Genomic DNA, 26,424 nt, shown 5'->3' with positions numbered 1-26,424 from the left:
CGGTGACCGCCCTCACATAGTCTTGGACTCTCAGCTCAGCCTGGAGGCAACCATGTCGAAGTCATCCGTGCGATCGGTTCTCCGTCTCGCGATGGTCAGTGCGCTGGTCGCGGTCACCGTGTCCTTGGTCAGCATCCCGGCGGCGAGTGCCGCGGGCATCTGCCCCGGTGCCGGGCAGGCCCCCGTTCTCGTCGCGCGCATCCCCGGGGCCGCCCTCGAAGGTGTGACCGTCGATCCGGCCGGCAGGCTCTACACGACCGACATCGTCACCGGCCGTCTCTACCGGGTCGACCGCCCGGGAGCCAGGGCGATACCGGTCGCGACCGTCCCCGGCGGCAACGGAGGCGGCGCCCTGGCCTGGACTCCGGACGGCACGCTGTTGGTCGGTTACGGCGCGGATCCTCGCGTCCTGGTCGGCGATGCGATACGCGCGGCATCGATCGCCAAGTTCAATCCGACCACCGGCCGTCTCACCCCGTTCGTCGGCGGGCTCAGCGCCGCGAACGGTCTGGCGGTGGCTGCGAACGGGGTCACCTACGCCACCAACGATTTCGGATCCCTCATAGGCCGCGTGTTCCCGAACGGCGCAGTGCAGGCGGATTGGGCGAGGCTACCCAGTGCCAACGGTGCAGTCCTCGGCAATGACGATTCCTACCTCTACGTATCCCGCACCTTCGTCAATCCCGGCGTGAGTCGCATCCCGTTGCGAAATCCCGGAGCGCCCCAGTCGCTGGTGACCTTCGGTGGCGGCGACGTCATAGCTGCCGCCGACGGTTTGACGCTCGATTCCCGCAACCGTCCGATCGTGCCCACCGACATCAGCGGCGAGATCCTGCGGGTCACCGGACCGAATCAGTTCTGCGCCTTGGCGTCCGGTCTCCAGGGTTCGAGTGTGGTCACCTACGGCCGCGGCGGCACAGGGTTCTCGGACGGCCGGTTGTTCCGCGCCGGGTTCGACGGAGACATCTACGAGATCCCCGGCGGTTTCGACCCGAATGCCCGGACCGCGGCGCCCTGACACCGGGCGCCACATCCCCGGCTAGATCACCAACCCGAGCAGCAGCACCACGATCAGACCGCTCACGGACAACACCGTCTCCATGATCGACCAGGTCTTGATCGTCTGTCCGACGCTCATACCGAAGTACTCCTTCACCAGCCAGAAGCCGGCGTCGTTAACGTGGGAGAAGAACACCGAGCCGGCTCCGATCGCCAGCACCAGCAGAGAGATCTCACCGCTGCTGAGACCGTCGATCAAACCGAGCATCAGCGAGGAGGCGGTGATCGTCGCAATCGTCGCCGAGCCTGTCGCGAGCCGGATGAGTGCCGCGAGAACCCAGCCGAGTAGCAGTACCGACACGTTCGCGTCACTCGCCCAGTCGGCCAGGAGCGTCCCGATCCCGCTGTCGACCAGCACCTGCTTGAAGCCACCACCGGCAGCAACGATGAGCAAGATCCCGGCGATGGCCGGGAGGGCCGCACCGGTGCACTTCGCGATGGTGTCGCGGTCCATCCCTGACCCACGGCCAAGCGTGAACATTGCAACCACCACCGCGATCAGGAGGGCGATGACAGGCGTACCCAAGACGTCGAGGATCTGGCGCACGATCTGGTCGTCGTTCTCGATGAAGATCTCGGCAATGGCCTTGCCCAGCATCAGCACGACCGGGAGCAGAACGCTGAAGAGCGTGATCGCGAAGGACGGCCGCTTGGTGGTCTCGCCATCGGCGGGGTCGGCATCGAAAGTGGTCGGCACCGGAAGTACGACCCATTTGCCTGCGAGTTTCCCGAAGAGGGGTCCGGCGACGATGATCGTCGGGACCGCCACCACGACACCGAGTGCGAGTGTGGTGCCCAGGTCAGCACCGAGCGCGTCGATCGCCACCAGCGGCCCCGGATGTGGTGGCACGAAGCCATGCATGGCAGAAAGGCCGGCAAGGGCAGGGATGCCGACCGTGATCAGCGACAGACCCGAGCGGCGGGCCACCAGGTAGATGACCGGCATCAGCAGAACGAGGCCGATCTCGAAGAACATCGGCAAACCGATGATGGCGCCGACCAGGGCCATCGCCCACGGCAACATACGTGGTGAGGCGTGGCCGACGATGGTGTCGACGATCTCGTCAGCGCCGCCGGAGTCAGCGAGCAATTTGGCGAACATCGCGCCCAAGGCGATCAGGATTCCGACACCCGCTGCCGTGGATCCGAAGCCGTCGGTGAACGATTCGAGGACAGTCGGGATTGCCTCCCCGGCAACCACACCCACCGTCAGACCGCCGAAGACCAGCGCCAGGAAGGGGTGGACTTTTGCGATCGTGATGAGGACGACGATCACCGCGATACCCGCAAGGGCGGCGACGATCAGCTGCCAGCCGGCCGCGACGGGCTCCGGTAGTTCGGTGTCGGCGGCCAGCAAGACCACCGATTGTGCGGACATCAGTTCTCCTCGGTTGTGGTTGTGGCGACGAAACTCTCGACGATGTCGTCGATGGATTGATCGATGTCGATGACCACGCCGCGCTCGTCCTCGCCGAGCGCTTCGAGGGTCTCGAACTGCGACGCGAGCAGCGACGGTGGCATGAAGTGCCCGGGCCTGCTGGCCTGCCGCCTGGTGATGACGTCATGGGTGCCATCCAGGTGCACGAAGCGGACTTCGGGACAGTGGGCCCGCAGTTGATCTCGATATTTGCGCTTGAGGGCAGAGCAGCTCATGACGCCGCCCCGGGAGTGAGTGGCGAGCCATTCACCGATCGTGTCCAGCCAGGGATATCGATCGGTGTCGTCGAGCGCCTGACCAGATGACATCTTGGCGATGTTCTCGGCTGGGTGAAAGTCGTCCGCATCCGCGAACGGGACCCGAAGGCGCTGGGCGATTGCCGCACCGACCGTCGACTTACCCGAACCGGACACACCCATCACGACCAGTGGCGATCCCATAGCTTCTCCTTGCCCATCTGTGCTACCGGTCACACATACTGCTTCAAAGATCATACTTTTGCAACCCCTGACTTCGATAAGGCAGTTGTTTACTCGTAGCGCATCAGAATGAGAAGATAAATGTCGTGGCTTCAGATGTGACTGTCGGCGAACTCCACGGCAGTGTTCTGACCGGAATCGGGACCAGGATCGTGTCCGGTGATCACGCGGCCGGTGCGGTGTTGACCCTCGACAGCGTCGGCGTCGAGTACGGGGTCTCGCGCACGGTCGCCCGAGAGGCCATCCGCGTTCTCGAATCCATGGGGCTGGTCGCCTCACGTCGACGCGTGGGCATCACCGTTCAACCACGAGACCGCTGGAACGTCTTCGATCCACGGCTCATCCGCTGGCGACTCGACGCCGGCGAACGTACCGACTTCTTGCTGACCCTCTCGGAACTACGTCGCGGATTCGAACCCGTTGCAGCCGCCTTGGCGGCGGAGCGTGCCGACGAACATCAGTGCCGCATTCTCGCGGCGGCGGTCTCGGACATGGTCGTACATGGACGTTCCGGCGACCTCACCCAGTACCTGTTGGCCGACAAGATATTCCACCGCACCTTGCTCGAGGCGAGCGGCAACGAGATGTTCCGCGCACTCAGTGAGGTGGTGGGCGAGGTGCTCACCGGACGGACCCATCACGGCATGATGCCGACGCGTCCCAACCCGGCAGCGATCGCGCTGCACGACGATGTGGCACGGGCGATCAGACTCCGAGATGCCGAAGCAGCCGAACTCGCGATGCGGGAAATCATCGTCGAAGCCGCTGCCGCCGTACAGGATCCGACCCACTCCGGCTGAGAACCACTACTTGAAGCGGTTACCCGGCCTGATCAGGTGACTGGGTTTCATCCGTTCAGACGGCGGCAGCCAACGGTCGACACTGCGACGCAGCGTGAACAGTGCCGACAACAAGAGCAATGCGAACTGGATCCACCCGACGATCCGCAGGGCACCAGGGACCGATGGGTAGTCGAAGAGCAGGTCCATCCCCATCGGGATGCACAGCAGCGTCACGACGACCATCGTGACGTAGAAGTTGCGCGCGCCGCGGCTACGGCGCCGCGACGTCGCGACGAGCAGCGGGTACTGGATCGCGAGCATGACGAGCGTCGTGATCAACAAGGCCGGCGGGAAGAGTCCGGACAGGGAATCGATACGATTGGCGGGAGCCGCATTGTTGGGATCCTGTGCGACACCGACCTGCAGACGCTCGTTCAGCAGATCGCTGATCGCGCCCAGATTGGCGAACCCGTAGACGACGCTGACCAGCGCCGCGACGGCGGCACCGATCCATAGCAGCCACGCGTGATGCAGGGACGCAGGTGGCGGGGCCGGCTCGTCGAAGTTGGCGTGGTCTTTGTCCTTCGACTTCCGCCCGGCGGCCAGCTCGGCCATGTCCAGGGCGTCGAGCTCGGCGAGTGTCGGCATTCCAGACAGATCCGGCGGCACATGGAACGAGTCCGGGGACCTGGCGCTCGGCTTCTCGAGGTTCGGGCGGTCGGACTGCGGATCGGTCGGCTGCTCTTCTGGGTCCTGCGTCACACCCCGATTGTTGCACTAGGTCCGTTCGGACCCCACCCAGCCGGTGCGCACCGCCGTCAGGACGCTTCGGCAGCCGACTTCAGGGCCTGCAAGGTCCGCGCGATGTTCTTTTCCTGGAACTCGGGGAAGGTTGTCCCCGATGTGACGACGCGATCGAAGATCTCGACGACCGCGCGAGGCCACCGGCGTCGGTCATCGAACCAGGTTTCCGTCACCGTGGTGCCGCCGGAATCATTTGCCTCGAACCGGTACTCCCAGGAAGCGTTGGCTCCTTTGAGCTTCGGCGCCTTGCGTCCGATCGCGTGGACGCGGAAGGCAAACCTCTCCGCGCTGTCGGCGGCGGTCACCGTGCACCGGGTAACCCACCGTGCCCGCCCTCGGCGGTTCGTGCCCTCGAACACCATCCCGACGAAGGCCTCACCGTCGGGCTTTGGATTGACGACGGTTGCGCCGAGGTTCTCGGGACTCCATTCCCCCATCCGGGTCGGATCACTGATCATCGAGTACAGCGCCTGCGCGGAGGCGGCGATGTCGATACTGTCCGATGTCTGCATTCTTCTCGGTGCCATGGCCATGACTGCACGGTAGCGGCATCCTCACGGAGATATTTTCAGCATCCGCCCGACGGTGGCCTGCCAGAGCGCTCCACTGGCACCAATGGTGCCGGTGAGCTGCAGTGGCTCGTCCAGCGGCGCGGTACCGACCTGCGTGAACGCCTTGCGGTGACCGGTCTCGAAGTCGACGGCCGTGAAGTAGACCGGTCCGACCTGCTGAATACCTCCGCCGGCGGGCAGCGGACCGTAGGCGAGGGCGTAGATCAAGCCGTCGGCGCGGGACAGCTTGGGCAGGGTCGCCACCCGATCGTTGCTCTCCCAGACCCGGTGGCACCCGGCCTCCGAGACGTCGATGCGGGTCATCCCGCCGGTAAAGGCCGCAGCCGGCGGATCACTCGGGCCCGACGTCGCGAACGGCGGGTATCCGAACCCGTAGGTGCTCGGGATGACGATCGAATTGCCCCACGCCATCGGTGAATTCTCGGTGCCCTGCCCGGAGGTGCCGAAAGCCGGGGTCGAGCAGACCCGCGAGCCATCGCTGCTGCGGTAGACGATGAGGTTCGGCCGGTCCGCGTTGTCCACGATGGCGACCCAGTCGTCTCCCCCGGGACCGAAATAGGTTGGCGTCGTGCCAGATCCGGGAGCCAGCTGGCCCGGCCGCCGGGAATCGCCCGCGTCGTACACGTGCCGCCACACGGTCGTGGGCGTACCGGTCGCGTCGGCTGTCATCTCGTACAGTGCGCGGCTCGTCAGAATCGAGGCGCCACCCGGCCTGATGCTCAGGCCATTGGTCAGTTTCTCGCCTGCCGGTAGCGGCGTCGAGCCGATGACACCGGCCGGGTCGACGGTGCCGATCACACCGTTCGTCGTCGCGAACCAGATGCGGCCCTGGTAGTCCGGAGCGAGACCGGTGATCGCATCACCGGTCGGGATGTGCCCACGGACGTCGATGCGCTGGTCGACGTGAAGCTGCCAGCGGCCGTCGGGATTCTTACGGTGAGCAACCTTCAGGATCGAGCCCGACCCATCGGCGACCACCACGCGGTTGCGATTGTCGAGGTAGCCGTACACCCCACCGAGCAGTCCGCCTTTGGCCAGCTGGAGCGACGCGATCGGCTGGGCGGTCGCCGGGTCGAAGAGTTGGACGGTGGGGACCGCGACATTGACCGGGTTGACGCCGACGTAGCCGGTACACAACGCGACCGGCAGCGAGTCGCTGCCTATGAACGTCGCCGCACAGGCACCTGCGGGAAACGACGACGCGGTGAGCTTCCCCGCCGGCCCCGGTCCGGGGTGCGGCGTCGAATCGGTGGACGCCAGGTCACCGTGGATCAGCGAGGTCCCGGCCGGGCCCACATCGGGGCCGACAGGTGCGGCCGAAGCCGGATTCGCCGGCGCCACCAACGCCACCAGTGCCAGACCTGCCGCAATCCCCCGGACCCATTTCACCCAGACATGAAAGCACGAGGCACCCTGAAAACCGGCAAATATCGTGCCACCGAGGGCTATTTACCCTCGGCGGGCTGCTATGTGCCGGTTTTCAGGGAGTGACAGAGGTGTTGGCGCCACAGAGAATGACGCACGGTAGCCGGCCGGGCTCCGGCTCCACCGCACCGGACAGAAGCGGTGCCAACGCCGCTGCTGTCCCGTGTTCGACGACGATGCGGAACTCGTCCCACAGCAGGTTCCGTGCTGCGGTCAATTCGTCGTCGGTGACGGTGATACTGCCGATCGGCAAGGCAGAGATGGTGTCCCAGCAGAGTGCACCCAGTTGGGTGGCCCCGAGAGAGTCCGAGGCGACGCTGTCGAGTTCGACGGGCACCGGCCTGCCGGCGGCCAAGGCCTGATGCAACGCGGAGGCGCCGACGGGCTCCACTCCGGTGACCGCATGTTCCGGTGCCAGCGCAGCGACCAGACCGCCGACCAGACCTCCGCCCCCGACGGCCACGAAGACATCCAGCGGGACGTCGAGTTGTTCGCGCAGTTCGAGGCCGATGGTGCCGGCTCCCGCGACGATGTCGGGGAGGTCGTAGGCGTGAAGCTGTAGTGCCCCGGTCTGTTCCGCCATCAGCGCGGCTGCTTCGGCACTGAGCGCGTATCGGTCACCTATCTGGTGGACGTCGGCGCCGAGAGCGTTCAGGCGTGCAACCTTGACCGCCGGAGCGGTGGTCGGCACCACGACGCTGCACCGCAGATCGAGCATCCTGCAGGCCATCGCGGCACCGATGGCGGCGTTGCCGCCCGACGCGATGACGACACCGGAGTCGGTGAGCCTGCCACCTTCCTGAGCGTGCAGGATCGCGTTCAGACTGCCGCGGATCTTGAACGATCCACCGAGCTGGAGGTACTCGAGCTTGAGGGCGACGGGGACCGGTCCGGACGGCGTCGGGACCTCGGCGTGCAGGACCGGCGTGGGCCGAATCAGCGAACTGATCCGGCCCCGTGCGGCGACGATCTCGTCGACCGAGATGGAAGGCAACTCGCGACCGGGCTAAACCAGCAGCTCGGCGATCTGAATGGTGTTGAGTGCTGCGCCCTTTCGGAGGTTGTCTCCGGAGACGAACAGCGCCAGTCCGCGGCCCTCTGGCGCGCCCGGGTCCTGCCGGATGCGTCCGACCAGGGAGTTGTCTTTGCCGGCCGCTTCGAGCGGTGTGGGGACGTCGGTGACGGTGACGCCCGGGGCGTCGCCCAGGATCTTCGTGGCCTCCTCGACCGACAACGGCCGGTCGAACTCGGCGTTGATCGAGAGCGAGTGACCGGTGAACACCGGCACCCGCACGCAGGTCCCGCTCACCAGGAGATCGGGCAGTCCGAGGATCTTGCGTGACTCGTTGCGCAACTTCTGGTCCTCGTCGGTCTCACCCGAGCCGTCGTCGACGATCGAACCGGCCAGCGGAAGCACGTTGAACGCAATGGGCGCAACGTATTTCACGGGCTCAGGCAGGGTGACGGCCGAGCCGTCGTGCACCAGCTTCTCCGCGTCGTCGATACCGGCGCGCAACTGAGTAACCAGCTCCTCGACGCCGGCCAGTCCACTGCCCGACACCGCCTGGTACGACGAGATGATCAGACGCTGCAGACCGGCAGCATCATGCAGTGGCTTGAGGACCGGCATCGCAGCCATGGTGGTGCAGTTGGGGTTCGCGATGATGCCCTTCTTGGGGCTCTTCGCCTCATCGCCGTTGACCTCCGAGACCACCAGCGGCACATCGGGATCCTTACGCCATGCCGACGAGTTGTCGATCACCGTGACACCGGCCGCCGCGAACCGCGGAGCCTGTTCCCGGGACATCGTGGCGCCGGCCGAGAACAATGCGATGTCGAGACCGGTGGGATCAGCGGTCGAGGCATCCTCGACCACGATCTCTCCACCACGCCACGGCAACTTCTTGCCCGCCGAGCGCGACGACGCGAAAAACCTGACCTCGTCGGCGGGAAAGTTCCGCTCCTCCAACAGTTGTCGCATGACGGCGCCGACCTGACCGGTCGCGCCGACAACGCCTACTTTGACACCCATCGCTATCGCCCCGTTCCGCCGTAGACAGTGGCCTCTTCATCGCTACCGAGGTCGAACGCCTCGTGCAACGCGCGCACGGCGTCATCCAGTTCGGTGTCTCGGCACAGGACCGAGATCCGGATCTCGGAGGTGGAGATCAGTTCGATGTTGACCCCGGCATTCGACAGCGCCTCACAGAAGGTCGCGGTGACCCCCGGGTGCGACTTCATCCCGGCACCCACGAGCGAGACCTTGCCGATGTGGTCGTCGTAGAGGATCGAGCTGAAACCGAGTTCATCCTTGATCGAGGTCAGCTTCTCGACCGCCAGCGGGCCGACCTCCTTCGGGCAGGTGAAGGTGATGTCGGTCTTGCCGGTCTCGACCTTGGAGACGTTCTGCAGCACCATGTCGATGTTGATCTCGGCGTCGGCAACGGCGCGGAACACCCGGCCGGCGAAGCCTGGCTTGTCGTCGAGGCCGACAACCGTGACCTTGGCCTCGCTGCGGTCGTGGGCAACTCCGGTGAGGATGGCTTCTTCCACGGGAATGTCCTCCATCGATCCGGACACCATGGTGCCCGGCTTGTTTGAGTACGACGAGCGCACATGAACAGGAACGTTGTAGCGGCGGGCGTACTCGACGCAGCGGAGCATCAGCACCTTGGCGCCACACGCGGCCATCTCGAGCATCTCCTCGAACGACACCGTCGCAAGATGCTTGGCGTTCGGCACGATGCGCGGATCGGCGGTGTAGATGCCGTCGACGTCGGTGTAGATCTCGCAGACGTCGGCCTTCAGCGCCGCAGCCAGGGCGACGGCGGTCGTATCGGAACCACCGCGACCCAGGGTTGTGACGTCCTTCGTGTCCTGCGAGACGCCTTGGAACCCGGCAACCAGCACGATCTTGCCCTCGTCGAGAGCGGACCGCACGCGCCCGGGCGTGACGTCGATGATCTTCGCCTTGCCGTGGCTGCTGGTGGTGATCACCCCCGCCTGCGACCCGGTGAAGGATTGGGCCTGAGCCCCGAGGGAACTGATGGCCATCGCGACCAGCGCGTTGGAGATGCGCTCACCAGAGGTGAGGAGCATGTCCATCTCTCGCGGAGGCGGTGAGGGGCACACTTGCTCTGCCAAATCGAGGAGTTCATCGGTGGTGTCGCCCATCGCGGAGACGACAACGACCACGTCGTTGCCCGCCTTGCGCGTCGCGACAATGCGCTCGGCCACCCTGCGGATGCGTTCGGCGTCGCCTACGGACGAACCACCGTACTTCTGCACGACCAGAGCCACGCAGTTTCCCTTCTCTCGCTTGTGTCGAGCTTCTTTTAAATCAAGGAGCGGGTAACGGTACGTACCGTCATCCGCCCCGTGCAAGGATAGCGACCTGCATTTTCTCGTGCACTGAGGTGTCCGCGGTCCGGTGTGCGGTGGCATTAGGATCGCTCACGTGCTGCGCCGAGCGACGATCGACACCATCAGCGATCGGCTGTACCAACGGCGCGACTGGATCGAACCGATCGCGGTGTTCCTCGTGATCCGATTGATCGGGATGCTCGCTCTGGAGCGGTTCACCCAGTTGCGCGGCGGCAGTCTCGGGTCCGCTCTGTCGGCGTGGGATGGCAAGTGGATGCTGGCCATCGCCGAGCACGGTTACGGCGGGGTTCCGCTGACCCAGACCGATGCCCAGGGCATGCGCGACTCCGACACTCCGTACGCATTCTTTCCCGGCTACCCGTTGCTCGCCGGCGCCGTCGACAAGCTCCCCGGTTTCAGCCCATTCGGAGCGGCGCTGACCGTCAACGTGGTGCTCGGCTCACTGGCAGCCGTGGGCGTGGCCCGACTAGGTGCGCTCTGTTGTACGCAGATGCAGAACCGCGCCACGCGGTCGCAATGGATGCCTGCCCGCATCAGCGGCTGGTTCGCTGAGGACTCGGACCGATCCGAACCGAAACCGCCGGCCGTGGGTGCCGACCCGCGGCGGGCCGGCCTGCTGCTCGCGGTGCTGTTCGCCGCGGCGCCCATGGGCATCGTGCTGTCCATGGCGTACACCGAGGCCCTGTTCTGCGCGCTGGCGGCGTGGGCACTGGTCGGGGTGCTCGAGCACCGATGGCTACTGGCCGGCGTGTGCGCATTGTTGTCCGGACTGTCTCGCCCGACGGCCGGCGTGCTGATCGCCGTGGTGATACTCGCGGCGCTGCTACATCGTCGCGACGGTTGGCGGGCGTGGACGGCAATCGTCCTCAGCCCGCTCGGCTATCTGGGTTATCTGGCGGTTGTCTGGCACAAGACCGGCGAGCCCCTGGGCTGGTTCCGGATCCAGACCGAAGGCTGGAACACCGGGGTCGACTACGGCAAAGCCGCTTGGGACTTCGTCAACTACGCGCTGGTCAACTCGTCAGAGATCGCGCCCGTGGCGACGGCATGGATCATCGTGCTGACCATCGGTCTGGCGTTGTTCAGTTTCGCCGAACGGGTGCCGTGGCCGGTATCGGTGTACGGCGCATTGGTGGTGGTGTCGATCGTCGCCTCGAGCGGCCTGATGATGAGCCGGCCACGGCTGTTGCTACCCGCCTTTGTCCTGCTCATCCCGATCGCGATCGGGTTGGCCAAGCGCTCGATGTCGACACAGGTGATCGCCTCTCTCGTCGTCATCACGTTCAGCTCGTGGTTCGGCGCCCACATGCTGACGGTCTATCCGCACGCCATGTGATCGAGGCCCCCACCACGCCGAACGTGCCCCTTCTTGTCGGCGAACGTGCATGGCTTCGGCACGCTCGGCGGCGGTAACGGCACGCTCGACGGCGGTAACGGCACGCTCGACGGCGGTAAGGGCACGCTCGGCGGCGGTAACGGCACGCTCGACGAACCCGACTCAGGGCGGTGAGCAAGGCGAACTCGCCCCGCCCGGCAGGCGGCCCGCGTCGTCTGGACAGACGACGAGGGAGCGCAGCGACTGAGTCGACGGAGGAAGAGCACGCGATGGCGGCCGCCTGCCCGCGAGCGAAGCGAGCCAAAAACTCAGCGCAGGCGCTCGGCCCTCGCCTCGAAGCCGTCGCACAAGGCCTCGACGCCTTGATCAAGTAGGTAGCGCGGATCGTGCAGTTGTTGGTTGCCCGTGCCGACGAGCTCGGCCAAGTGGGGCGGAGGAGTTGCCTCGGGATGTCCGGCCAGCAGATGCGTCAGCCCACTCTGTCCTTCGTCGTCATCGTCGGCGCGGTCGAGCAGCAGTCGCTCGGCGACCGTCGTCAGCACGCAACCTGCGATGTGGTTCCACAGGGTGAGCGCCATCTCGGTCGCTTCGGCCGTGGTGACCTTCAACTCCAGGAACGCCTCGACGAGCCAGTCGAGACAGTTGAGACTTTGCGGGCCCATGCTGGTGCGCGGGGATGCGAAGGCGAGCAGTACCCAGGGGTGTCGTTGGTACAGACCCCAGTCGACCTCGGCCGCGATCAGAGCCCGCTGCCGCCAGTTGGCGCCCTCGGCCGGAGGGTAAGGAAATCGCAGTCCGATCTCGTTGGACATGGCCCTGAGCAGGGCGTCCTTGTCGGAAACGTGCCGATACAGCGACATCGTCCCCACCCCGAGGCGGTCGGCGATCTTGCGCATGGTGACCGCGCCGAACCCGTCCGCATCGGCCAATTCGATCGCTGCACTGACCACGGCGGCACGCGTGAGTTTGGGACCGTCCGCGCCTGAGACGGCATCGGCGACACTCATGTGAACCTCCTTCGCTCGCCCATTGTCCTGCCGACGGTCGATTGTCGCGGAATAAAGCCTTTGCGTACAACGTACTCATATGCGTACGTTGTACCCAACAAGGACAGAAGCAGGAGATCAGAAGTGAGCATCATGGACCGCCCGACCAACCCGCGAGCCGAGGCGAAGATCAGCCGCCCGGACCGCCGGGTGTGGATGGGATTGGCCGTTCTCACCCTCCCGGTGTTCCTGGTCTCGATGGACTTCTCTGTTCTCTATCTCGCAATCCCGACACTGAGTGCCGAGCTGTTGCCATCGGCAACCCAGCAGCTCTGGATCGTCGACATCTACGGCTTCCTGATCGCCGGCCTGCTGATCACCATGGGAAACCTCGGTGACCGCTTCGGCAGGCGCAAGCTGCTGCTCGTCGGCGCCACCCTCTTCGGCATCGCTTCGGCGATCGCCGCGTTCGCGCCCGATGCCACCTCGCTCATCGCCGCTCGCGCGATCATGGGTATAGGTGGGGCGACCTTGTTGCCATCGAGCTTGTCGCTCATCAGCAACATGTTCACCGAACCGGCCGCCCGCGCAAAGGCCATCGGTGTGTGGACTGCCGCGTTCGCCGGCGGTTCGGCCCTGGGCCCGGTCATCGGCGGCGTTCTGCTGCATCACTTCTGGTGGGGCTCGGTGTTCCTGATCAACGTCCCGGTACTGCTCATCCTCCTGGTGTTCGCTCCCCGGCTGGTTCCGGAGTATCGCTCCGGCACGTCCGATCCGTTCGACATCCTCGGGATCGTCTTGTCGCTGGTCGGCATCCTGCCGCTGGTGTACGCGATCAAACACGGCGCGACAGAGGGCCTGGACACCACCACGGCAGTCTTCGCGGCGATCGGCGTGGTCGGCATGTGGCTGTTCATCCGGCACGAACGCAGGACCGCGCACCCGTTGCTGGAGTTGAAACTCTTCAAGAACGCCGGCTTCTCGGTCGCGATCGGCAGTGCCCTGACCGGCATGATGACTCTGGCCTCCCTGAGCTACCTCGCAGGCATCTATCTCCAGTCGGTGCTCGGTCGTGACGTATTGACCGCCGCGGTTCTCGGTATCCCCATGGCCATCGCGGTGGCGATCTTCTCGATGAGCGCTTCGCGCATCGCCCGGTTCGTCTCGGTCCGGTGGGCCTTCGTCCTGGCGATCTTGGCGGCCGCCGCAGGCAACGCGGGCATGCTCGGCCTCGGTGTCTCGAATGGTGTGCTGGTCTACCTGATCAGCTCCACGGTGGCCGGCATCGGTTACGGCGTGATCTTCTCGCTCGTCTCCGACGTCGCGGTCTCATCCGTTCCGGTGGAGCGCAGTGGCGCAGCGGCAGGTATCTCCGAGACCAGCTTCGAGCTGGGGACCGCTTTCGGTCTGGCGGTGCTCGGCTCCGTGGCGACGATGGTGTTTCGGCAGACCGGCGCTGACGCCGGGGTCAGCGACACCCTGTCCGAGACACTCACCCACGCCGAGTCCCTGGACCCGAGCGCTCAGAGCGCCATGGCGGAGGCGGCACGTTCCGCATTCGTCGACGGCTTACACGTCACGTCCGCAGTCAGCGTGGCACTCTTGGTGGCGGTCGCATTCACGGTCGCAGTGGTTCTGCGCCGTAAGTCGCCGGCCACCGTCTAGGAGCCAGATCGGCTCTCTCACAAGGAGTGCCTGCCATGACCTTGCACCCGTTGCTCGCCGGCCGGTGGAGTGCCCGCGGCTACGATTCGTCCGCTGAGATCGCTCCGGCCGCACTCGAAGCGATCCTGGAAGCGGGCCGCTGGGCTCCCACCGGCGGCGGGGTGCAACCGGTACGTTTCGTCGTCGGGCTTCGCGGAGACGCGACGTTCACCGGAATCGTCGACGGCCTCAAACGAGGTAACCAGTCCTGGGCACCGGCTGCCGCGGCGTTGATCGTGCTGTGCACGACAGATCAACCCGACGAGCCGAAGATGCACGATTACGGCGCCATCGACGTCGGCCTGGCTGCCGGGCAGATGATCACCCAGGCCCAGGCCGAGGGCGTGAACGCGCACCCCCTCGGCGGATTCCGGGCGGACGCGCTGACGCAGCGGTTCGCCATCCCCGCGGGCATGCGACCGCTGCTGATCCTGGCGATCGGGCTGATCGCCGACGCACTCTCCGTCGACCCCGAGATCGCCGAGCGTGACCGCCGCCCTCGGACGCGGCTGCCGCTCGCCGAGGTGACCTACGCCGACACCTGGGGTGCCCCATTCAGTTCTGGGGGCACCTTTGGACTTCCCGAGGTTGCGGAGTAGAGTCCAAAAAATGCAGCGCGTGCTCCTTCTCCTCTGCCGCGGCGGGGTCTGATCCAGACCGGCTTCCCGTCGCGGGTTTTGTGACGCGCCGGTCTCTTGCCCCACAACCGGAGAGTTTGACCCCATGCCTGCCGCAGATGCCTTCACCTCCAGTGCCAGCCGAATCAATGAACCGGCCGGACCCATTCCGGACGGCCAGCCGTCGTGGAACCCACAACGCAATTCCGCGATGCCGTCGCATCGTTACCGTCAGTTCGCCGACGAGGTCGAGAACGTCGCCGTCCCGGACCGTACCTGGCCCGACAAGATCATCGATCGCGCGCCGATGTGGTGCGCCGTCGACCTTCGTGACGGCAACCAGGCCCTGATCGACCCGATGAGCCCGGCCCGCAAGCGCCGCATGTTCGACCTGTTGGTCAGGATGGGCTACAAGGAGATCGAGGTCGGATTCCCGTCGGCGAGCCAGACCGACTACGACTTCGTCCGCGAGATCATCGAAGACGGCGCCATCCCGTCCGACGTCACGATCCAGGTGCTGACCCAGTGCCGCGACGAGCTCATCGAGCGCACGTTCGAATCGTGCCGCGGCGCTGCCAATGTGATTGTGCACTTCTACAATTCGACATCGGTTCTGCAGCGGCGTGTGGTGTTCCGCGCAGACAAGGCGGCGATCAAGAAGATCGCGACCGACGCCGCACACAAGATGCGGTCCGAAGAGGCCAAGTACCCGGACACCAACTGGCGCTACGAGTACTCCCCCGAGTCGTACACCGGCACGGAACTGAGCTTCGCCAAAGAGGTGTGCGACGCGGTCAGCGAGATCATCGAGCCGACACCGCAGAGTCCGATCATCCTGAACCTGCCGGCCACGGTCGAGATGGCGACGCCGAACGTCTACGCCGATTCGATCGAATGGATGCATCGCAATCTCGCCCGCCGCGACTCGGTCATCCTGAGTCTGCATCCCCACAACGACCGCGGAACGGCCGTCGCCGCAGCCGAATTGGGCTATCAGGCAGGCGCCGATCGCATCGAGGGTTGTCTGTTCGGCAACGGCGAGCGCACCGGCAATGTCTGCCTGGTGACCCTGGGGATGAACCTCTTCAGCCGGGGCGTCGATCCGCAGATCACGTTCTCCGACATCGACGAGATCCGCCGAACGGTGGAGTACTGCAACCAGCTCGGGGTGCACGAACGTCATCCCTATGGCGGCGACCTGGTCTACACCGCGTTCTCCGGCAGCCACCAGGATGCGATCAACAAGGGCCTCGATCAGATGAAGATCGACGCGGACAACGCCGAATCGGATATCGACGACATCCTCTGGCAGGTTCCGTACCTGCCGATCGACCCCAAGGACGTCGGCCGCAATTACGAAGCGGTGATCCGGGTCAACAGCCAGTCCGGCAAGGGCGGCGTCGCGTACATCATGAAGGCCGACCACGGCCTGGCACTCCCCCGCCGACTGCAGATCGAGTTCAGCCGCGAGATCCAGAAGATCACCGACGGCGAAGGCGGCGAGGTGTCTCCGAAGGAGATGTGGGATGTCTTCGCCGACGAGTACCTGCATCCGCTGATCCCGCTCGAGCGGATGAAGCAGAAGGTCGATGCCGCGGAAGAGGACGGCGGCGAAGATCGCATCACCGCAACCGTCAAGGTCAACGGCGTGGAGAAAGAGATCTACGGGTCGGGCAACGGACCGTTGGCCGCGTTCGTCGATGCCCTGTCCACCGTCGGCTACGAGGTCCAGGTGCTCGACTACGCCGAACACGCACTCACCTCGGGCGGAGACGCGAACGCAGCGGCGTACGTCGAGGTTCAGGTGGGCGGCGAAACCGTATGGGGTTGCGGCATCGCACCCTCCATCACCACGGCCTCGTTGCGCGCGGTCGTCTCGGCCGTGAACCGCGCCACGAAGGTCGCCTCCGGCGGCGTCGTGCCCGACTCCGGCGAGCAGGCACCCCGCACCTGGGCACCCTGATTCGGGTGACACAACCGAGCTGGTCGGCCGAAGTTCGCTATGCCGAGGCCGACCAGCAGGGTGTGGTCTTCAACGCCCACTATCTGCTCTACTGCGATGAGGCGATGGGCGCATTCTGCGCGCAGCACGGCATCCTCGGGTTCGCCCAACTCATCCGACTCAAGACCTCTACCCTCACCTGGCATGCTCCGGCGCGCTGGGGCGAGAAGATCGACGTCTTCGTATCGGTCGCCGGGCTGGGTCGCACGAGCGTCACCGTTCAGTTCGAGTTGAGGGTGGGCCAGCAGTTGTGCTGCACCGTCGACACGGTCTACGTGTACGCCGATGACGCCGGCTCGCCACAACCGATACCGGACGCCATAAGACAAGTTCTACTGCCGGACAACGACACTCGTTGAGTCTGAGGTCACATCGCACGGCGCTATGTGTTCATTCAGTCCACTCCTGCCGACTCCCGCAGGCCATGACTTCGGGTGAGCTGAACTACAATCATCACGTGAAGCGTCAACTGACCAACACCCTGTCGGCCGGGGCCCCGACAGGAATGCGTCCGGACTCCAACGCCATCCAGGCCAAGTATTTCGTCGACCAACTCGAGGCGTGGGCGACCAGGATCGAGCAGGACATCGCTGCTCGCAGACCCTCTGACACCATCAGTCACGCGCAGCGCCGCGAGCTCTATGAGGTGCGCCGTCAGATCGACGCGTTGCATGCTCGCTACCCGTCGGTGTTCGGGAAGAGCGCCCGACAGACCCGGTAGTCATCCCCCGGGTAGTCGGTCGGCGTTCACTCGGCAGCCGCGTCGACCACCGACGATTCAGTGATCAACTCGCTGAGCAATTGTCGAACCGAAGCCCGCTCGGTGGCCCCCGGCCGACTCAGCCCTTCATACACCCGAGCGGCACGGACCCCTGTGAGTACCAGGCGGTGGACGTCGGGGTCGCGCACGGAGAACCGCGGCATCAGAGCAATCCCGTGGTTGCGGGCCACCATCGCCTCTATCGCACGAAAATCATTGATGCGGTGCGCGACCCGGGGCTGCACACCGGTCACCGCGGCCAGCGACAGCAGGACGTCGTCCACCGGAAACCCGCCGCGCACGCTGATCCAGTCCTCGTCCTCCAGCTCGCCGAGCGTGACCTCGGTGCGGCCGGCCAGCCGATGTGAGGTCCCGACCACCAGGTCGATCGGTTCGCGCATCACCGTGGTCACCGACACCCGGGCATCGACCACCTGCGGAGCCCGCTCGTCGCGATGGGTGAGCACCACATCGAAGTCTGCCAGCAGCGCCGGGGCGTCCGAGTACTTGACGTCCTCGTCGGACACCACCAATCGAATCCCCAAGCTGCTCATGCGATTCAGCACGCCAGGCAGCAGGACGGCGGCACCCGACGGGAACATGGCGAGCCGCACCGACCCCACCGCCTCGTCGCGATAGGACGCCATCTCCGAGTCCGCCCGCGCGACGGCGGCGATCACCTCGTCGGCGCGCAGCACGAGCGCCCGACCTGCGTCGGTGAGCCGGACCCGACGACCATCCTGCTCCAACAATGCGATCCCTGCCTCACGGCTGAGCACCTTCAACTGCTGCGACACCGCAGACGGCGTCATGTTCATCGCCTCCGCGACGCCGCCCACCGTCCCGCGGTCCGCGAACTCCCGAAGAATGCGAAGTCGCTGGAGATCCATTGAAGTAAGGCTACAGAGTTCAGCCTCGAACGTTCAGACCCTCTTGGCTCACCTGGGTCGAGCGACAGTCACCGCCGGCGAACGACGAGTCGCCCCTTACGCCTCGGCGAATAGGCAACCCCGCGGCTGTGCCATCGTTCGCTGGGCGCGTCGGTCGGGATCACCTCGAACATCTGCAGGATCGTGCGCAGTGCCACGTCCATCTCCATGTTCGCGAACGCCGCGCCGATGCAGCGGCGCGTCCCGCCGCCGAACGGGACCCAGGATCCGGACGGTTTCGAACCAAGAAAACGCGTCGGGTCGAAGCGTTCGGGATCGCGGAACTCTGCACTGTCATCGTGCAGCAACGAAATACTCACGAGGACGGTGTAGCCCTGGGGAATCCGCCACCGTCCGAGCTCGAACACGGGCGCTTGCACAGTTCGACCCGCCAGATCGATCACCGGGCGACTGCGTTGCACTTCTAGAATCGTGGCCTGCCGCAACTCATCTCCACCCTCATCGACTTCCCGGGTGAGGTCGGCCAGGACCTGGGGATGACGGCGCAGCCGTTCGAAGGCCCACGCGAGCGTGGTCGCCGTCGTCTCGTGGCCGGCAGCCAGCAGGGTCAGCAGCTCGTCGGCGATCTCGCCGGTGGTCATCGACGTGCCGTCCTCATATGTACTGCGGAGCATCAGGGCAACGATGTCGGTGCGCGACTCCAGGTTCGGATCGGCCTTCGCGGTGGAGACGAGTTCGGCGATGACGGCGTCGTACTCCCTGCGACGCGCCAGGAAACGCTCCCAGGGGTTCAGCTTTCCCAGGCGTGCAGGCACATTCGGCAACGTGGCCAGCCGAGAGCCGAGCTCGACCATCGGCGGTATGAGCTGCCGTAGCGAATCCAGTTGTGCCCCATCGGCACCGAACACCGCACGCAGGATCGCGTTGAGCGTGATGCGCATCATCGGGTCGAGGCTTTCGAACTCCCGCCCCTCTGGCCACGACGCGACCTCCTGGATGACTTCTTCTTCGATGATGCGCTCGTAGCTCTTCACGCTCTTGCCGTGCAGAGGCGGAGTCAGCAATTTGCGCCGCCTGCGGTGCTCGTTTCCTTCGAGCGAGAACATCGAGCGCTCACCGAGGATGCGGCCGAGGTTGGGCTGCACATTGCTCAGCACTCCTGCGGGAGTGGTGAACACCTGCTTGGCCAGCTTCGGATCAGAGACCGCGACCGTTCGGCCGAACACCGGGACGTCGAGCGAGAAGACCGGTCCATATCGACGCGAGAGCGCGGCCATCGTCTGCCGCCGGGCAGCGACGAACGCGACGCCCTGGACCGCACGGGGCAATGTCGGCCCCGGCGGCACGCTCGTCTCGGCAACGTCCGATCCTGCGTGATGCACTGCGCACATACCGATGAACTCCTCGCCCCGGGCCGGTACTTCGTCGTACCACGAGACGGTACGCCCAAGTACCACCGGCGGACAAGGGCCCGTAGGCTGGAACACGATGACTTCCGCGCCGACGACCCGTGCAGGTTCGCATCCCGACCAGGACGCCGAACCGTCTCACCGCGCGCGTTTGCTCAACGCCCTGGGAGTGTCGATCGAAGAACGTGGATACCGGGCGACAACCGTGTCCGACATCGTCCGAGAGGCCCGCACCTCCCGCCGCACCTTCTATCAGGAGTTCGGGACGAAAGAGGAGTGCTTCATCGAGCTCCTCCACACCGCGAACACCGACATGATCGACGACATCGTCGCGGCTGTCGACCCCGAGGCCCCGTGGCGAACCCAGATCCGGCAGGCCGTGGAGGCCTACGTCCGATCGATCGAGGCGCGGCCCGCGCTCACCCTGAGCTGGATTCGCGAGCTCCCCGCGCTGGGGCCGACGGCCCGGCCGGTACAGCGACAGGCCATGGAAGACTTCATCCAGACCCTGATCGCGTTGACCGACACCGACCGGATGCGCGCCGCGGGAATCTCGACGATCTCGCGATCCCTGGCGCTGCTGATGCTAGGCGGTCTCCGCGAATTGACAGCTGTTGCAGTCGAAGACGGCCAGCCCGTGTCCGACACTACGGAGACGATGGTCGACGCGTACATTGCCCTTCTTCTGCCGCGCTGAGCCACCTTCTTGCCGTTTCAGCACGGAATCTTGCCACGGAGCGATCACTGCGTCCATGCTCTGCACATGGACCAAAAATTCTGGGATGAGCGTTACCTCGAAACCGAGCAGATCTGGAGCAACAATCCGAACCCGGTGCTGCTCGAACACGCGACCACTCTGACGCCGGGGCGAGCGCTCGACCTCGGTTGCGGCGAAGGCGCAGATGCGCGCTGGCTCGCAGGCCGCGGTTGGCAGGTGACCGCCGTCGACATCTCGCCGGTTGCGATCGACCGGGCCCGCGCCCTTGGCGACGAACCGGCGATCACTTGGCAACAGGCCGATGTGGTCGTCACCCCGCCTCCGTCCCGTGCCTTCGACCTCGTATCACTGCAGTACTTCACCATGCTCAAGACCCCTGGTGACCTCGGCGTACGTGGGATCATCGATGCGGTGGCCGTGGGCGGCACCCTGCTCTCGGTCTTCCACGAGATCCCTGACGACCGCGAGCACTGGCATGACCTCGACCCGCACGACTTTTATGAGCCGCATGACATCGGCCAACTCCTCGGCGACGACTGGCGAATCGACATCGACCGGACGCAGGCCCGCACGACGGCCCCGCCCGAGGGTGCCCATCACACCCACGACACGGTGCTGCTGGCGGTTCGGCTGTCCTGACGCGGACAGGATCATCCGAATCGAGTGAGAGGACGCTGATCGAACGAGGCTAAGGTCGCCGTAACCGGTCGAAAAGGGGCACCTGCGGTGGCGGCGAAAACAGGTTCGGGGCTAGTCCTGGCAGTGCTGGCGTCGGGACAATTCCTGATGACCCTGGACAGTTCGGTCATGAACGTCTCCATGGCGACCGTGGCCGACGACATCGGTACGACGATCACCGGAATCCAGACCGCCATCACGATGTACACGCTCGTGATGGCGAGTCTGATGATCACCGGCAGCAAGATCGGGACCATGCTCGGCCGGCGTCGCGCCTTCGCCATCGGCCTGGTGATCTACGGCGTGGGTTCGACGGTCACCGCCATCGCACCCAACCTGACGGTCCTCCTGATCGGGTGGTCGCTGCTCGAGGGGATCGGCGCGGCGCTCATCATGCCCGCGATCGTCGCGCTGGTGGCCGCCAACTTCCCGCCCGACCGGCGTGCCGGCGCGTATGGGCTGGTGGCCGCGGCCGGAGCGATGGCCGTGGCGGTCGGGCCGCTGCTCGGCGGGGCGGTCACGACGTTCGCCTCGTGGCGTTACGTGTTCGTCGGCGAGGTGGTGATCGTCGGCGCGATCCTGTTGGTGTTGCGCAAGATCAACGACGTGCCACCGGTCAGCATCCGCCTCGACGTGGTCGGTTCGGCACTGTCCGTCATCGGTCTGGGGATGTTCGTCTACGGGGTTCTGCGGTCGAGCGAATGGGGCTGGGTGCAGGCGAAGCCGGGCGGAACGGAACTGGCCGGCGTGTCGCCGGTGGTCTGGCTGCTCATGGGAGGTCTGCTGGTCATCTACGGCTTCCTGCGGTGGGAGGCCCACCTCGCCGAGACCGGCGGCGACCCACTCATCGATCCGGCGATGTTCCGCAACCGGCAGCTGACCGGAGGACTGTCGATGTTCTTCGCGCAGTTCCTGGTTCAGGCAGGCGTCTTCTTCGCGGTGCCGCTCTTCCTCTCGGTAGTACTCGAGTTGAGCGCCCTGCAGACCGGACTCCGCATCCTGCCGTTGTCTATCGCGCTGATTCTGGCGGCGATCGGGATACCGAGATTCAGGCCTCATGCAAACCCACGCCGGGTCATCCGTATCGGGTTGACATCGATGATCGTCGGCATTCTGATCCTGGTCGCCGGTATGGACCCCGGCGCCAACGCCGGTGTCGTCATGATCCCCATGCTGTTCCTGGGATTCGGACTCGGCGCACTGTCCTCGCAACTGGGTGCGGTGACGGTGTCCGCGGTTCCGGACTCGCAGAGCGCCGAAGTCGGCGGCCTGCAGAACACCGCGACCAACCTGGGGGCCTCCCTGGGCACGGCGTTGATCGGCTCGATCCTCATCGCAACGCTCACCACCTCGGCCGTCGCCGGCCTGGCCGACAACCCGAGCGTCCCCGCGGCAGTCTCCGACCGGGCGACCACCGAACTCGCCTCTGGCGTCCCGTTCCTGTCGGACACCCAGCTCCAGAAAGCCCTCGACGAAGCGGGCGTCCCCACCGACACCGCGACAGCGGTGGTCGACGTCAACTCCGATGCCCGGCTGCAAGCACTGAGGGCTGCTTTCACGCTGGCCGGTTTGCTGGCCATCGCGGCGCTGTTCGCGACCGGGCGTATCCCCCGAACTCCGACGGGCACGCCGGTGACGACTGCAGAGGCAACGATGTAGAGCACGTTCGTATGACGCCACGAGCAGTCGTGATCACATACGCTCCGACGATGAGCAGGACGGGCATCACCTCGAGTGGACGTCGAGCCGGTGGGGCGTTGGTGATGCTCCTCGCACTCGTCGTGTTGTCTACGGCATGCACCTCCCTGACGGATGGAGACGCGCGTGCGCCGAGATCAGTGACTTCGCCTGTGCCCCGGTCTGTTCCGACGATGCTCGTTGTCGATTTCTCCGAATCGATGAGGACCGCCGACGCCCCGGGTCCGCGCGTGGATGCGGCTCGCGAAGCCGTCGGATCATTGCTCGAGGAGCTGCCATCGGACGCACAACTCGGCGTCATGGTCTACGGGAGCACTGTCGCGGTGACTCCAGAGAACCTGGCACCCGGCTGTCGTGACATCACGGTGCTGCGCGAACTCGGCCCCCTGGACCGGCCAGCGATCGAAGACTCTCTGAGTTCAATTGCGGCCCTAGGCTTCACACCTATCGGCAATGCCCTCCGGGCGGCAGCCGACGCATTGCCGACCACAGAACCGGCGGCGATCGTGCTCGTCAGCGACGGCGAGGACACCTGCGGGCCGCCACCGTGCGACGTCGCCGCCGAGATCTCCGGTACGCATCCCGAGCTGTCGATCTCGACAATCGGCTTCAAAACGGATTCCGACCAACTCGAATGCGTTGCCGCTGCGACCGGCGGCCTCTTCGTGACCGCCGACAACGCCGAGCAATTGAGCGCGCGTCTGCTGGCGACACAAGATCCCGATATCGCGCGAACCCGGTTGTCGCCACAGGGCGTCGACGGGATCGAACTCGGCAGCACCGCTGAGGCGATCCGGGATCAGCACAGCGACTTCCCGTCGCTGTCGTCGGCGACGCCGGCGGCAGACGGGACTGTCACCATCACCTGGGGCGGTTGCACATTCGTGTTCGATGCCGACGGCCGACTGTCGGAGATTGCGATCGTTCCGGGAGCTCAGACCATCGACGGACTGCGAATCGGTGATGCGCTCACGAGAGCCGACGACCTGTATGGCGACGCCGTATCGACCGACGGGTCGACCAGTCTCTACACCGCCGACGCCTCGTCGAGAACCGCGTGGCGAATCACCCACGACAGCGCCGCGATCACCGCCATCGGGTTGTGTGAGTGCCTACCTGCCACGCCGTCGAAGCCTGTCGGTACCGAGGTCATCGATATCCGGCCGTACCAAGCCGATGGCACGTTGACTCCCGAGTATGCCGCCACCGCCATCACCGGGCCGAAACAGTGGGGGTGCAGGTCGGCTGCTTCAAGTTTCGGAGACCCCGGACTCTTCACCTGCGGGCAGTATCAGACCGACTACATCATCTACATGTGCTCGTTCGCGGGCGGTCGGTCGCTGTGCCCCGACTCGAAGACATCTCCCGACGCGTTGCGCTTTCTGTCCAACCCCGCGACGCAGAACCCGGCGTCGTCGTCCGATACGCCCGTACCTGCACCGCATCCGCTCGCTGTGCAGATCGCCGACGGCACCGTGTGTTGGTACGGGATCCGCTTCGGCGGGCCGGAGACGGACGGAACGCGGGTGGTGTACGTGTGCAGTCAGAACAATTATCTCTTCGCGCCCAACGGCCGTTCGGCTCTCGACACCAGCACTCCGACCTGGACCGCTTTGTATGGGCCCGGCGGTCAGAAGACGACGGTCGGCGTCACCAAGGTGTGGAACATCGAGTCCGCGCGCCGCTGATGCCCAAAGTGTAGCTCAGCTACATCGTGATTGCAGTTTAATTAGATTGAACTGAACTGTTCAGGCAGCTAAATATGAACCATGACCACTCGCGACCGCCTGCTCGGCCTCACCGTTGTGGTGTTGTGGGGCCTGAACTTCCTGGCCATCCACGCCGGCCTCGAGCACTTTCCGCCACTGTTCTTCGCAGCACTGCGTTTCGCGGTCATGGCGATCCCGGTCATCCTGTTCGTCCCACGACCCAACGTCCCGCTCACATGGTTCCTGCTCTACGGAATCGGCTTCGGCACCATCCAGTTCGCTTTCCTGTTCCTGGCCATGGACAACGGGATGCCCACCGGGCTGGCTTCGCTGGTTCTGCAATCGTCGGCACCGTTCACGGTGATTCTCTGCGTCGTGCTGCTCCGCGAGAAGCTCAGTGCGCGGCAGATCGTCGGCATCACCGTGGCTGTCGGAGGCATGGCGATCATCGGTATCGATCGCGCCGCTCACGGCGCCACCGCAGCCGTGCTGCCCGTCCTCCTCACCCTGATCGCGGGGTTGGGATGGGCCTTCGGCAACATCGGGTCCCGGCTCGCCAAGCCCGACAACGCGCTGCACCTGACCCTGTGGATGTGTGTCGTGCCGGTGCTGCCGCTGTACGCCCTGAGCCTGGCCGTGGAGGGTCCACGAGCAGGCTGGGACGCGATGGCCGGCGTCGGATCGCATTCCGGGCTGATCGCACTGGGTGGACTCACCTACGTCGTGGTGCTGGGCACCATCGTCGGATCGGGCCTGTGGACGTACCTGATGTCGCGGTACCCGGCGTCCAAGGTTGCGCCGTTCTCGTTGCTGGTGCCGATCGTCGGACTGACCGCGGCGTGGGCGTTCCTCGGCGAGACCCCGACTGGCTGGGAACTGTTCGGCGGCGCCGTGGTGATCCTCGGATGCTTCGCCGGCCTCAGCGCCAAACGAGGTGCTACGAATCCCGGCACCGAGTCTGAGGACACAGCGTCGCCGGCCGCCAAGACGCCGGTGCCACTGTCGTAGACGGTCGTGCTTGGATCACGACCATGACTTCCCCCACCGGCGACAGTGACTCAACGGGCGTGTACGTCGTGACCGGATCGGCGTCCGGTATGGGACATGCCGTGGCGGTGAAACTGGCCGCGGCAGGGCATCGGGTGATCGGCGTGGACCAACGTGACGCCGACATCGTCGCTGACCTGTCGACGGCGCAGGGCCGCCGTAACGCTGTGACAGCCGTGTTGGCCGCGGCCGGCGGCCCGCTTGCCGGCGCGGTCCTCGCCGCCGGTCTGGGACCAGGAGCCGCACTGGGCCCCGGCGAGGGCACAGGTCGTCCCAGACTCATCACCGAGGTCAACTACTTCGGTGTCGTCGAGCTCCTGGAAGGCTGGCGCGACGCCCTCGCTGCCGCAGAGGACGCGAAGGTCGTCGTGTTCTCCAGCAATTCCACGACCACCGTGCCCGCTGTGCCCCGCCGGGCCATCAACGCTCTCCTTGCCGGGGACGGCGACCGAGCCGTCCGATCACTGCGCAGATACGGCCGCGTGGGGCCGGTCATGGCGTATGCGGCATCCAAGATCGCGGTGAGTCGCTGGGTACGCCGGCAGGCGACCTCACCGGCGTGGGCTGGTGCGGGTATCCGGCTCAACGCACTGGCGCCGGGCGCGATCCTCACGCCCCTGCTGGAAGAGCAACTCGCCTCACCGACAGAATCCCGTGCGGTCACGCGTTTCCCCGTGCCGATCGGCGGATTCGGCGATCCGGACAAGCTCGCGGACTGGGCGGTCTTCATGCTCTCGGACGCAGCCGGGTTCCTGTGTGGAAGTGTCATCTTCGTCGACGGTGGATCCGACGCATATTTTCGGGCCGACGACTGGCCGCGGGCGGTGCCGCTGCGCCGATTGCCGCCCTTTCTGCTTCGTTCCTGGCGATTCGGGCGCAGGCCCGGGTAGTGCCGCACCAGATCCGCAGTGGTGCCGACATGGCTCA

26 protein-coding genes are annotated in these 26,424 nt (G+C 65.6%); 15 read left to right on the top strand and 11 right to left on the bottom strand.

The genetic code is table 11. The annotated features are described in order from the left end of the window. Nucleotides 1-52 precede the first annotated feature (52 nt). The gene (locus tag J3S28_RS16200) at nt 53-1,018 is read left to right on the top strand and encodes an SMP-30/gluconolactonase/LRE family protein (protein ID WP_237341634.1); all 966 of its coding nucleotides are present in this window, start codon (nt 53-55) and stop codon (nt 1,016-1,018) included. A 21-nt stretch (nt 1,019-1,039) separates the two neighbouring features. Here the strand turns inward: J3S28_RS16200 and J3S28_RS16195 are convergent, their stop codons facing one another. Beyond that, the gene (locus J3S28_RS16195; protein ID WP_084891026.1) at nt 1,040-2,437 is read right to left on the bottom strand and encodes a GntP family permease; all 1,398 of its coding nucleotides are present in this window, start codon (nt 2,435-2,437) and stop codon (nt 1,040-1,042) included. Further along, nucleotides 2,437-2,937, bottom strand: a complete 501-nt coding sequence (locus J3S28_RS16190) for a gluconokinase (protein ID WP_207841735.1) — start codon at nt 2,935-2,937, stop codon at nt 2,437-2,439. The genes J3S28_RS16195 and J3S28_RS16190 overlap by 1 nt, the downstream gene beginning before the upstream one ends. A 125-nt stretch (nt 2,938-3,062) precedes the next feature. On the opposite strand from J3S28_RS16190, the gene J3S28_RS16185 reads away from it, so the two are divergent. Beyond that, on the top strand, nt 3,063-3,776 hold the full coding sequence (locus J3S28_RS16185; protein WP_207841734.1) for a FadR/GntR family transcriptional regulator: 714 nt from the start codon (nt 3,063-3,065) through the stop codon (nt 3,774-3,776). Nucleotides 3,777-3,782: 6 nt separating this feature from the next. On the opposite strand, the gene J3S28_RS16180 is transcribed toward J3S28_RS16185, so the two are convergent. From J3S28_RS16180 to J3S28_RS16155, 6 genes are all read right to left on the bottom strand, one after another. Continuing rightward, nucleotides 3,783-4,520 (bottom strand): hypothetical protein, encoded by a 738-nt coding sequence (locus J3S28_RS16180; RefSeq protein ID WP_307797188.1) that lies wholly within the window; start codon nt 4,518-4,520, stop codon nt 3,783-3,785. A gap of 56 nt (nt 4,521-4,576) precedes the next feature. Beyond that, complete coding sequence (locus tag J3S28_RS16175; protein WP_237341633.1) at nt 4,577-5,095, bottom strand: SRPBCC family protein; 519 nt, start codon at nt 5,093-5,095, stop codon at nt 4,577-4,579. 21 nt (nt 5,096-5,116) lie between these two features. Further along, nucleotides 5,117-6,523 carry a hypothetical protein gene (locus J3S28_RS16170; protein ID WP_307797185.1) on the bottom strand — a complete coding sequence of 469 codons (1,407 nt, stop codon included), beginning with the start codon at nt 6,521-6,523 and terminating at the stop codon, nt 5,117-5,119. A gap of 91 nt (nt 6,524-6,614) precedes the next feature. Next, nucleotides 6,615-7,553, bottom strand: a complete 939-nt coding sequence (locus tag J3S28_RS16165) for a serine/threonine dehydratase (RefSeq protein WP_207841733.1) — start codon at nt 7,551-7,553, stop codon at nt 6,615-6,617. Between the two features lie 12 nt (nt 7,554-7,565). Then, nucleotides 7,566-8,591, bottom strand: a complete 1,026-nt coding sequence (locus tag J3S28_RS16160) for an aspartate-semialdehyde dehydrogenase (RefSeq protein ID WP_207841732.1) — start codon at nt 8,589-8,591, stop codon at nt 7,566-7,568. Between the two features lie 2 nt (nt 8,592-8,593). Then, nucleotides 8,594-9,859, bottom strand: a complete 1,266-nt coding sequence (locus J3S28_RS16155) for an aspartate kinase (protein WP_084891012.1) — start codon at nt 9,857-9,859, stop codon at nt 8,594-8,596. 157 nt (nt 9,860-10,016) lie between these two features. Between J3S28_RS16155 and J3S28_RS16150 the strand changes: the two genes are divergently transcribed. Together J3S28_RS16150 and J3S28_RS16145 are read left to right on the top strand one after the other, a co-directional pair. Continuing rightward, nucleotides 10,017-11,279 (top strand): putative hexosyltransferase, encoded by a 1,263-nt coding sequence (locus tag J3S28_RS16150; protein WP_207841731.1) that lies wholly within the window; start codon nt 10,017-10,019, stop codon nt 11,277-11,279. A 33-nt stretch (nt 11,280-11,312) separates the two neighbouring features. After that, nucleotides 11,313-11,453, top strand: a complete 141-nt coding sequence (locus J3S28_RS16145) for a hypothetical protein (protein WP_207841730.1) — start codon at nt 11,313-11,315, stop codon at nt 11,451-11,453. A 134-nt stretch (nt 11,454-11,587) separates the two neighbouring features. On the opposite strand, the gene J3S28_RS16140 is transcribed toward J3S28_RS16145, so the two are convergent. Then, nucleotides 11,588-12,286 (bottom strand): TetR/AcrR family transcriptional regulator, encoded by a 699-nt coding sequence (locus J3S28_RS16140; RefSeq protein WP_207841729.1) that lies wholly within the window; start codon nt 12,284-12,286, stop codon nt 11,588-11,590. 132 nt (nt 12,287-12,418) lie between these two features. On the opposite strand from J3S28_RS16140, the gene J3S28_RS16135 reads away from it, so the two are divergent. The 5 genes from J3S28_RS16135 (at nt 12,419) to J3S28_RS16115 (ending at nt 17,309) form a co-directional block, all read left to right on the top strand. After that, the gene (locus tag J3S28_RS16135; RefSeq protein WP_207841829.1) at nt 12,419-13,930 is read left to right on the top strand and encodes an MFS transporter; all 1,512 of its coding nucleotides are present in this window, start codon (nt 12,419-12,421) and stop codon (nt 13,928-13,930) included. A 41-nt stretch (nt 13,931-13,971) separates the two neighbouring features. After that, complete coding sequence (locus J3S28_RS16130; protein WP_207841828.1) at nt 13,972-14,568, top strand: nitroreductase family protein; 597 nt, start codon at nt 13,972-13,974, stop codon at nt 14,566-14,568. 124 nt (nt 14,569-14,692) lie between these two features. Further along, nucleotides 14,693-16,549 carry a 2-isopropylmalate synthase gene (leuA, locus tag J3S28_RS16125; RefSeq protein WP_207841728.1) on the top strand — a complete coding sequence of 619 codons (1,857 nt, stop codon included), beginning with the start codon at nt 14,693-14,695 and terminating at the stop codon, nt 16,547-16,549. Between the two features lie 5 nt (nt 16,550-16,554). After that, a complete protein-coding gene (locus J3S28_RS16120) occupies nt 16,555-16,947 on the top strand; it encodes an acyl-CoA thioesterase (RefSeq protein ID WP_207841727.1) in 393 nt (130 codons plus the stop codon). 98 nt (nt 16,948-17,045) lie between these two features. Next, nucleotides 17,046-17,309, top strand: coding sequence for a hypothetical protein (locus J3S28_RS16115; protein WP_207841726.1), 264 nt, complete (start codon nt 17,046-17,048; stop codon nt 17,307-17,309). Between the two features lie 26 nt (nt 17,310-17,335). Here the strand turns inward: J3S28_RS16115 and J3S28_RS16110 are convergent, their stop codons facing one another. Together J3S28_RS16110 and J3S28_RS16105 are read right to left on the bottom strand one after the other, a co-directional pair. Then, entirely contained in the window at nt 17,336-18,238 is a 903-nt protein-coding gene (locus tag J3S28_RS16110; protein ID WP_207841725.1) for a LysR family transcriptional regulator, read from the bottom strand. 68 nt (nt 18,239-18,306) lie between these two features. Next, on the bottom strand, nt 18,307-19,629 hold the full coding sequence (locus tag J3S28_RS16105; protein WP_207841724.1) for a cytochrome P450: 1,323 nt from the start codon (nt 19,627-19,629) through the stop codon (nt 18,307-18,309). Nucleotides 19,630-19,726: 97 nt separating this feature from the next. Between J3S28_RS16105 and J3S28_RS16100 the strand changes: the two genes are divergently transcribed. The 6 genes from J3S28_RS16100 to J3S28_RS16075 all read left to right on the top strand — a co-directional run bounded on the left by J3S28_RS16100 (nt 19,727) and on the right by J3S28_RS16075 (nt 26,387). Then, a complete protein-coding gene (locus J3S28_RS16100) occupies nt 19,727-20,344 on the top strand; it encodes a TetR/AcrR family transcriptional regulator (protein ID WP_207841723.1) in 618 nt (205 codons plus the stop codon). 66 nt (nt 20,345-20,410) lie between these two features. Next, the gene (locus J3S28_RS16095) at nt 20,411-21,004 is read left to right on the top strand and encodes a class I SAM-dependent methyltransferase (RefSeq protein ID WP_237341632.1); all 594 of its coding nucleotides are present in this window, start codon (nt 20,411-20,413) and stop codon (nt 21,002-21,004) included. Between the two features lie 87 nt (nt 21,005-21,091). Then, nucleotides 21,092-22,702 (top strand): MFS transporter, encoded by a 1,611-nt coding sequence (locus tag J3S28_RS16090; protein WP_307797184.1) that lies wholly within the window; start codon nt 21,092-21,094, stop codon nt 22,700-22,702. 50 nt (nt 22,703-22,752) lie between these two features. After that, a complete protein-coding gene (locus tag J3S28_RS16085; protein ID WP_207841722.1) occupies nt 22,753-24,429 on the top strand; it encodes a vWA domain-containing protein in 1,677 nt (558 codons plus the stop codon). A gap of 81 nt (nt 24,430-24,510) precedes the next feature. Then, on the top strand, nt 24,511-25,458 hold the full coding sequence (locus J3S28_RS16080) for an EamA family transporter (protein ID WP_207841721.1): 948 nt from the start codon (nt 24,511-24,513) through the stop codon (nt 25,456-25,458). A gap of 23 nt (nt 25,459-25,481) precedes the next feature. Further along, a complete protein-coding gene (locus J3S28_RS16075) occupies nt 25,482-26,387 on the top strand; it encodes an SDR family oxidoreductase (protein ID WP_237341631.1) in 906 nt (301 codons plus the stop codon). The last annotated feature ends 37 nt before the right edge of the window (nt 26,388-26,424 follow it).

Origin of the sequence: Williamsia soli, assembly GCF_017377795.1 — a bacterium.
Lineage (GTDB): Bacteria > Actinomycetota > Actinomycetes > Mycobacteriales > Mycobacteriaceae > Williamsia > Williamsia soli.
Note: the sequence above shows the minus strand (reverse complement) of the source record. Positions and strands in the feature narration are given on the sequence as shown.

Coding starts and splice junctions, on each gene's coding strand:
- J3S28_RS16190 (WP_207841735.1), bottom strand. CDS start 2,937: ATGGGATCGCCACTGGTCGTGATGGGTGTGTCCGGTTCGGGTAAGTCG.
- J3S28_RS16100 (WP_207841723.1), top strand. CDS start 19,727: ATGACTTCCGCGCCGACGACCCGTGCAGGTTCGCATCCCGACCAGGAC.
- J3S28_RS16095 (WP_237341632.1), top strand. CDS start 20,411: ATGGACCAAAAATTCTGGGATGAGCGTTACCTCGAAACCGAGCAGATC.
- J3S28_RS16110 (WP_207841725.1), bottom strand. CDS start 18,238: ATGGATCTCCAGCGACTTCGCATTCTTCGGGAGTTCGCGGACCGCGGG.
- J3S28_RS16160 (WP_207841732.1), bottom strand. CDS start 8,591: ATGGGTGTCAAAGTAGGCGTTGTCGGCGCGACCGGTCAGGTCGGCGCC.
- J3S28_RS16140 (WP_207841729.1), bottom strand. CDS start 12,286: ATGAGTGTCGCCGATGCCGTCTCAGGCGCGGACGGTCCCAAACTCACG.
- J3S28_RS16135 (WP_207841829.1), top strand. CDS start 12,419: ATGGACCGCCCGACCAACCCGCGAGCCGAGGCGAAGATCAGCCGCCCG.
- J3S28_RS16195 (WP_084891026.1), bottom strand. CDS start 2,437: ATGTCCGCACAATCGGTGGTCTTGCTGGCCGCCGACACCGAACTACCG.
- J3S28_RS16085 (WP_207841722.1), top strand. CDS start 22,753: ATGAGCAGGACGGGCATCACCTCGAGTGGACGTCGAGCCGGTGGGGCG.
- J3S28_RS16075 (WP_237341631.1), top strand. CDS start 25,482: ATGACTTCCCCCACCGGCGACAGTGACTCAACGGGCGTGTACGTCGTG.
- J3S28_RS16175 (WP_237341633.1), bottom strand. CDS start 5,095: ATGGCCATGGCACCGAGAAGAATGCAGACATCGGACAGTATCGACATC.
- J3S28_RS16080 (WP_207841721.1), top strand. CDS start 24,511: ATGACCACTCGCGACCGCCTGCTCGGCCTCACCGTTGTGGTGTTGTGG.
- J3S28_RS16105 (WP_207841724.1), bottom strand. CDS start 19,629: ATGTGCGCAGTGCATCACGCAGGATCGGACGTTGCCGAGACGAGCGTG.
- J3S28_RS16200 (WP_237341634.1), top strand. CDS start 53: ATGTCGAAGTCATCCGTGCGATCGGTTCTCCGTCTCGCGATGGTCAGT.
- leuA (WP_207841728.1), top strand. CDS start 14,693: ATGCCTGCCGCAGATGCCTTCACCTCCAGTGCCAGCCGAATCAATGAA.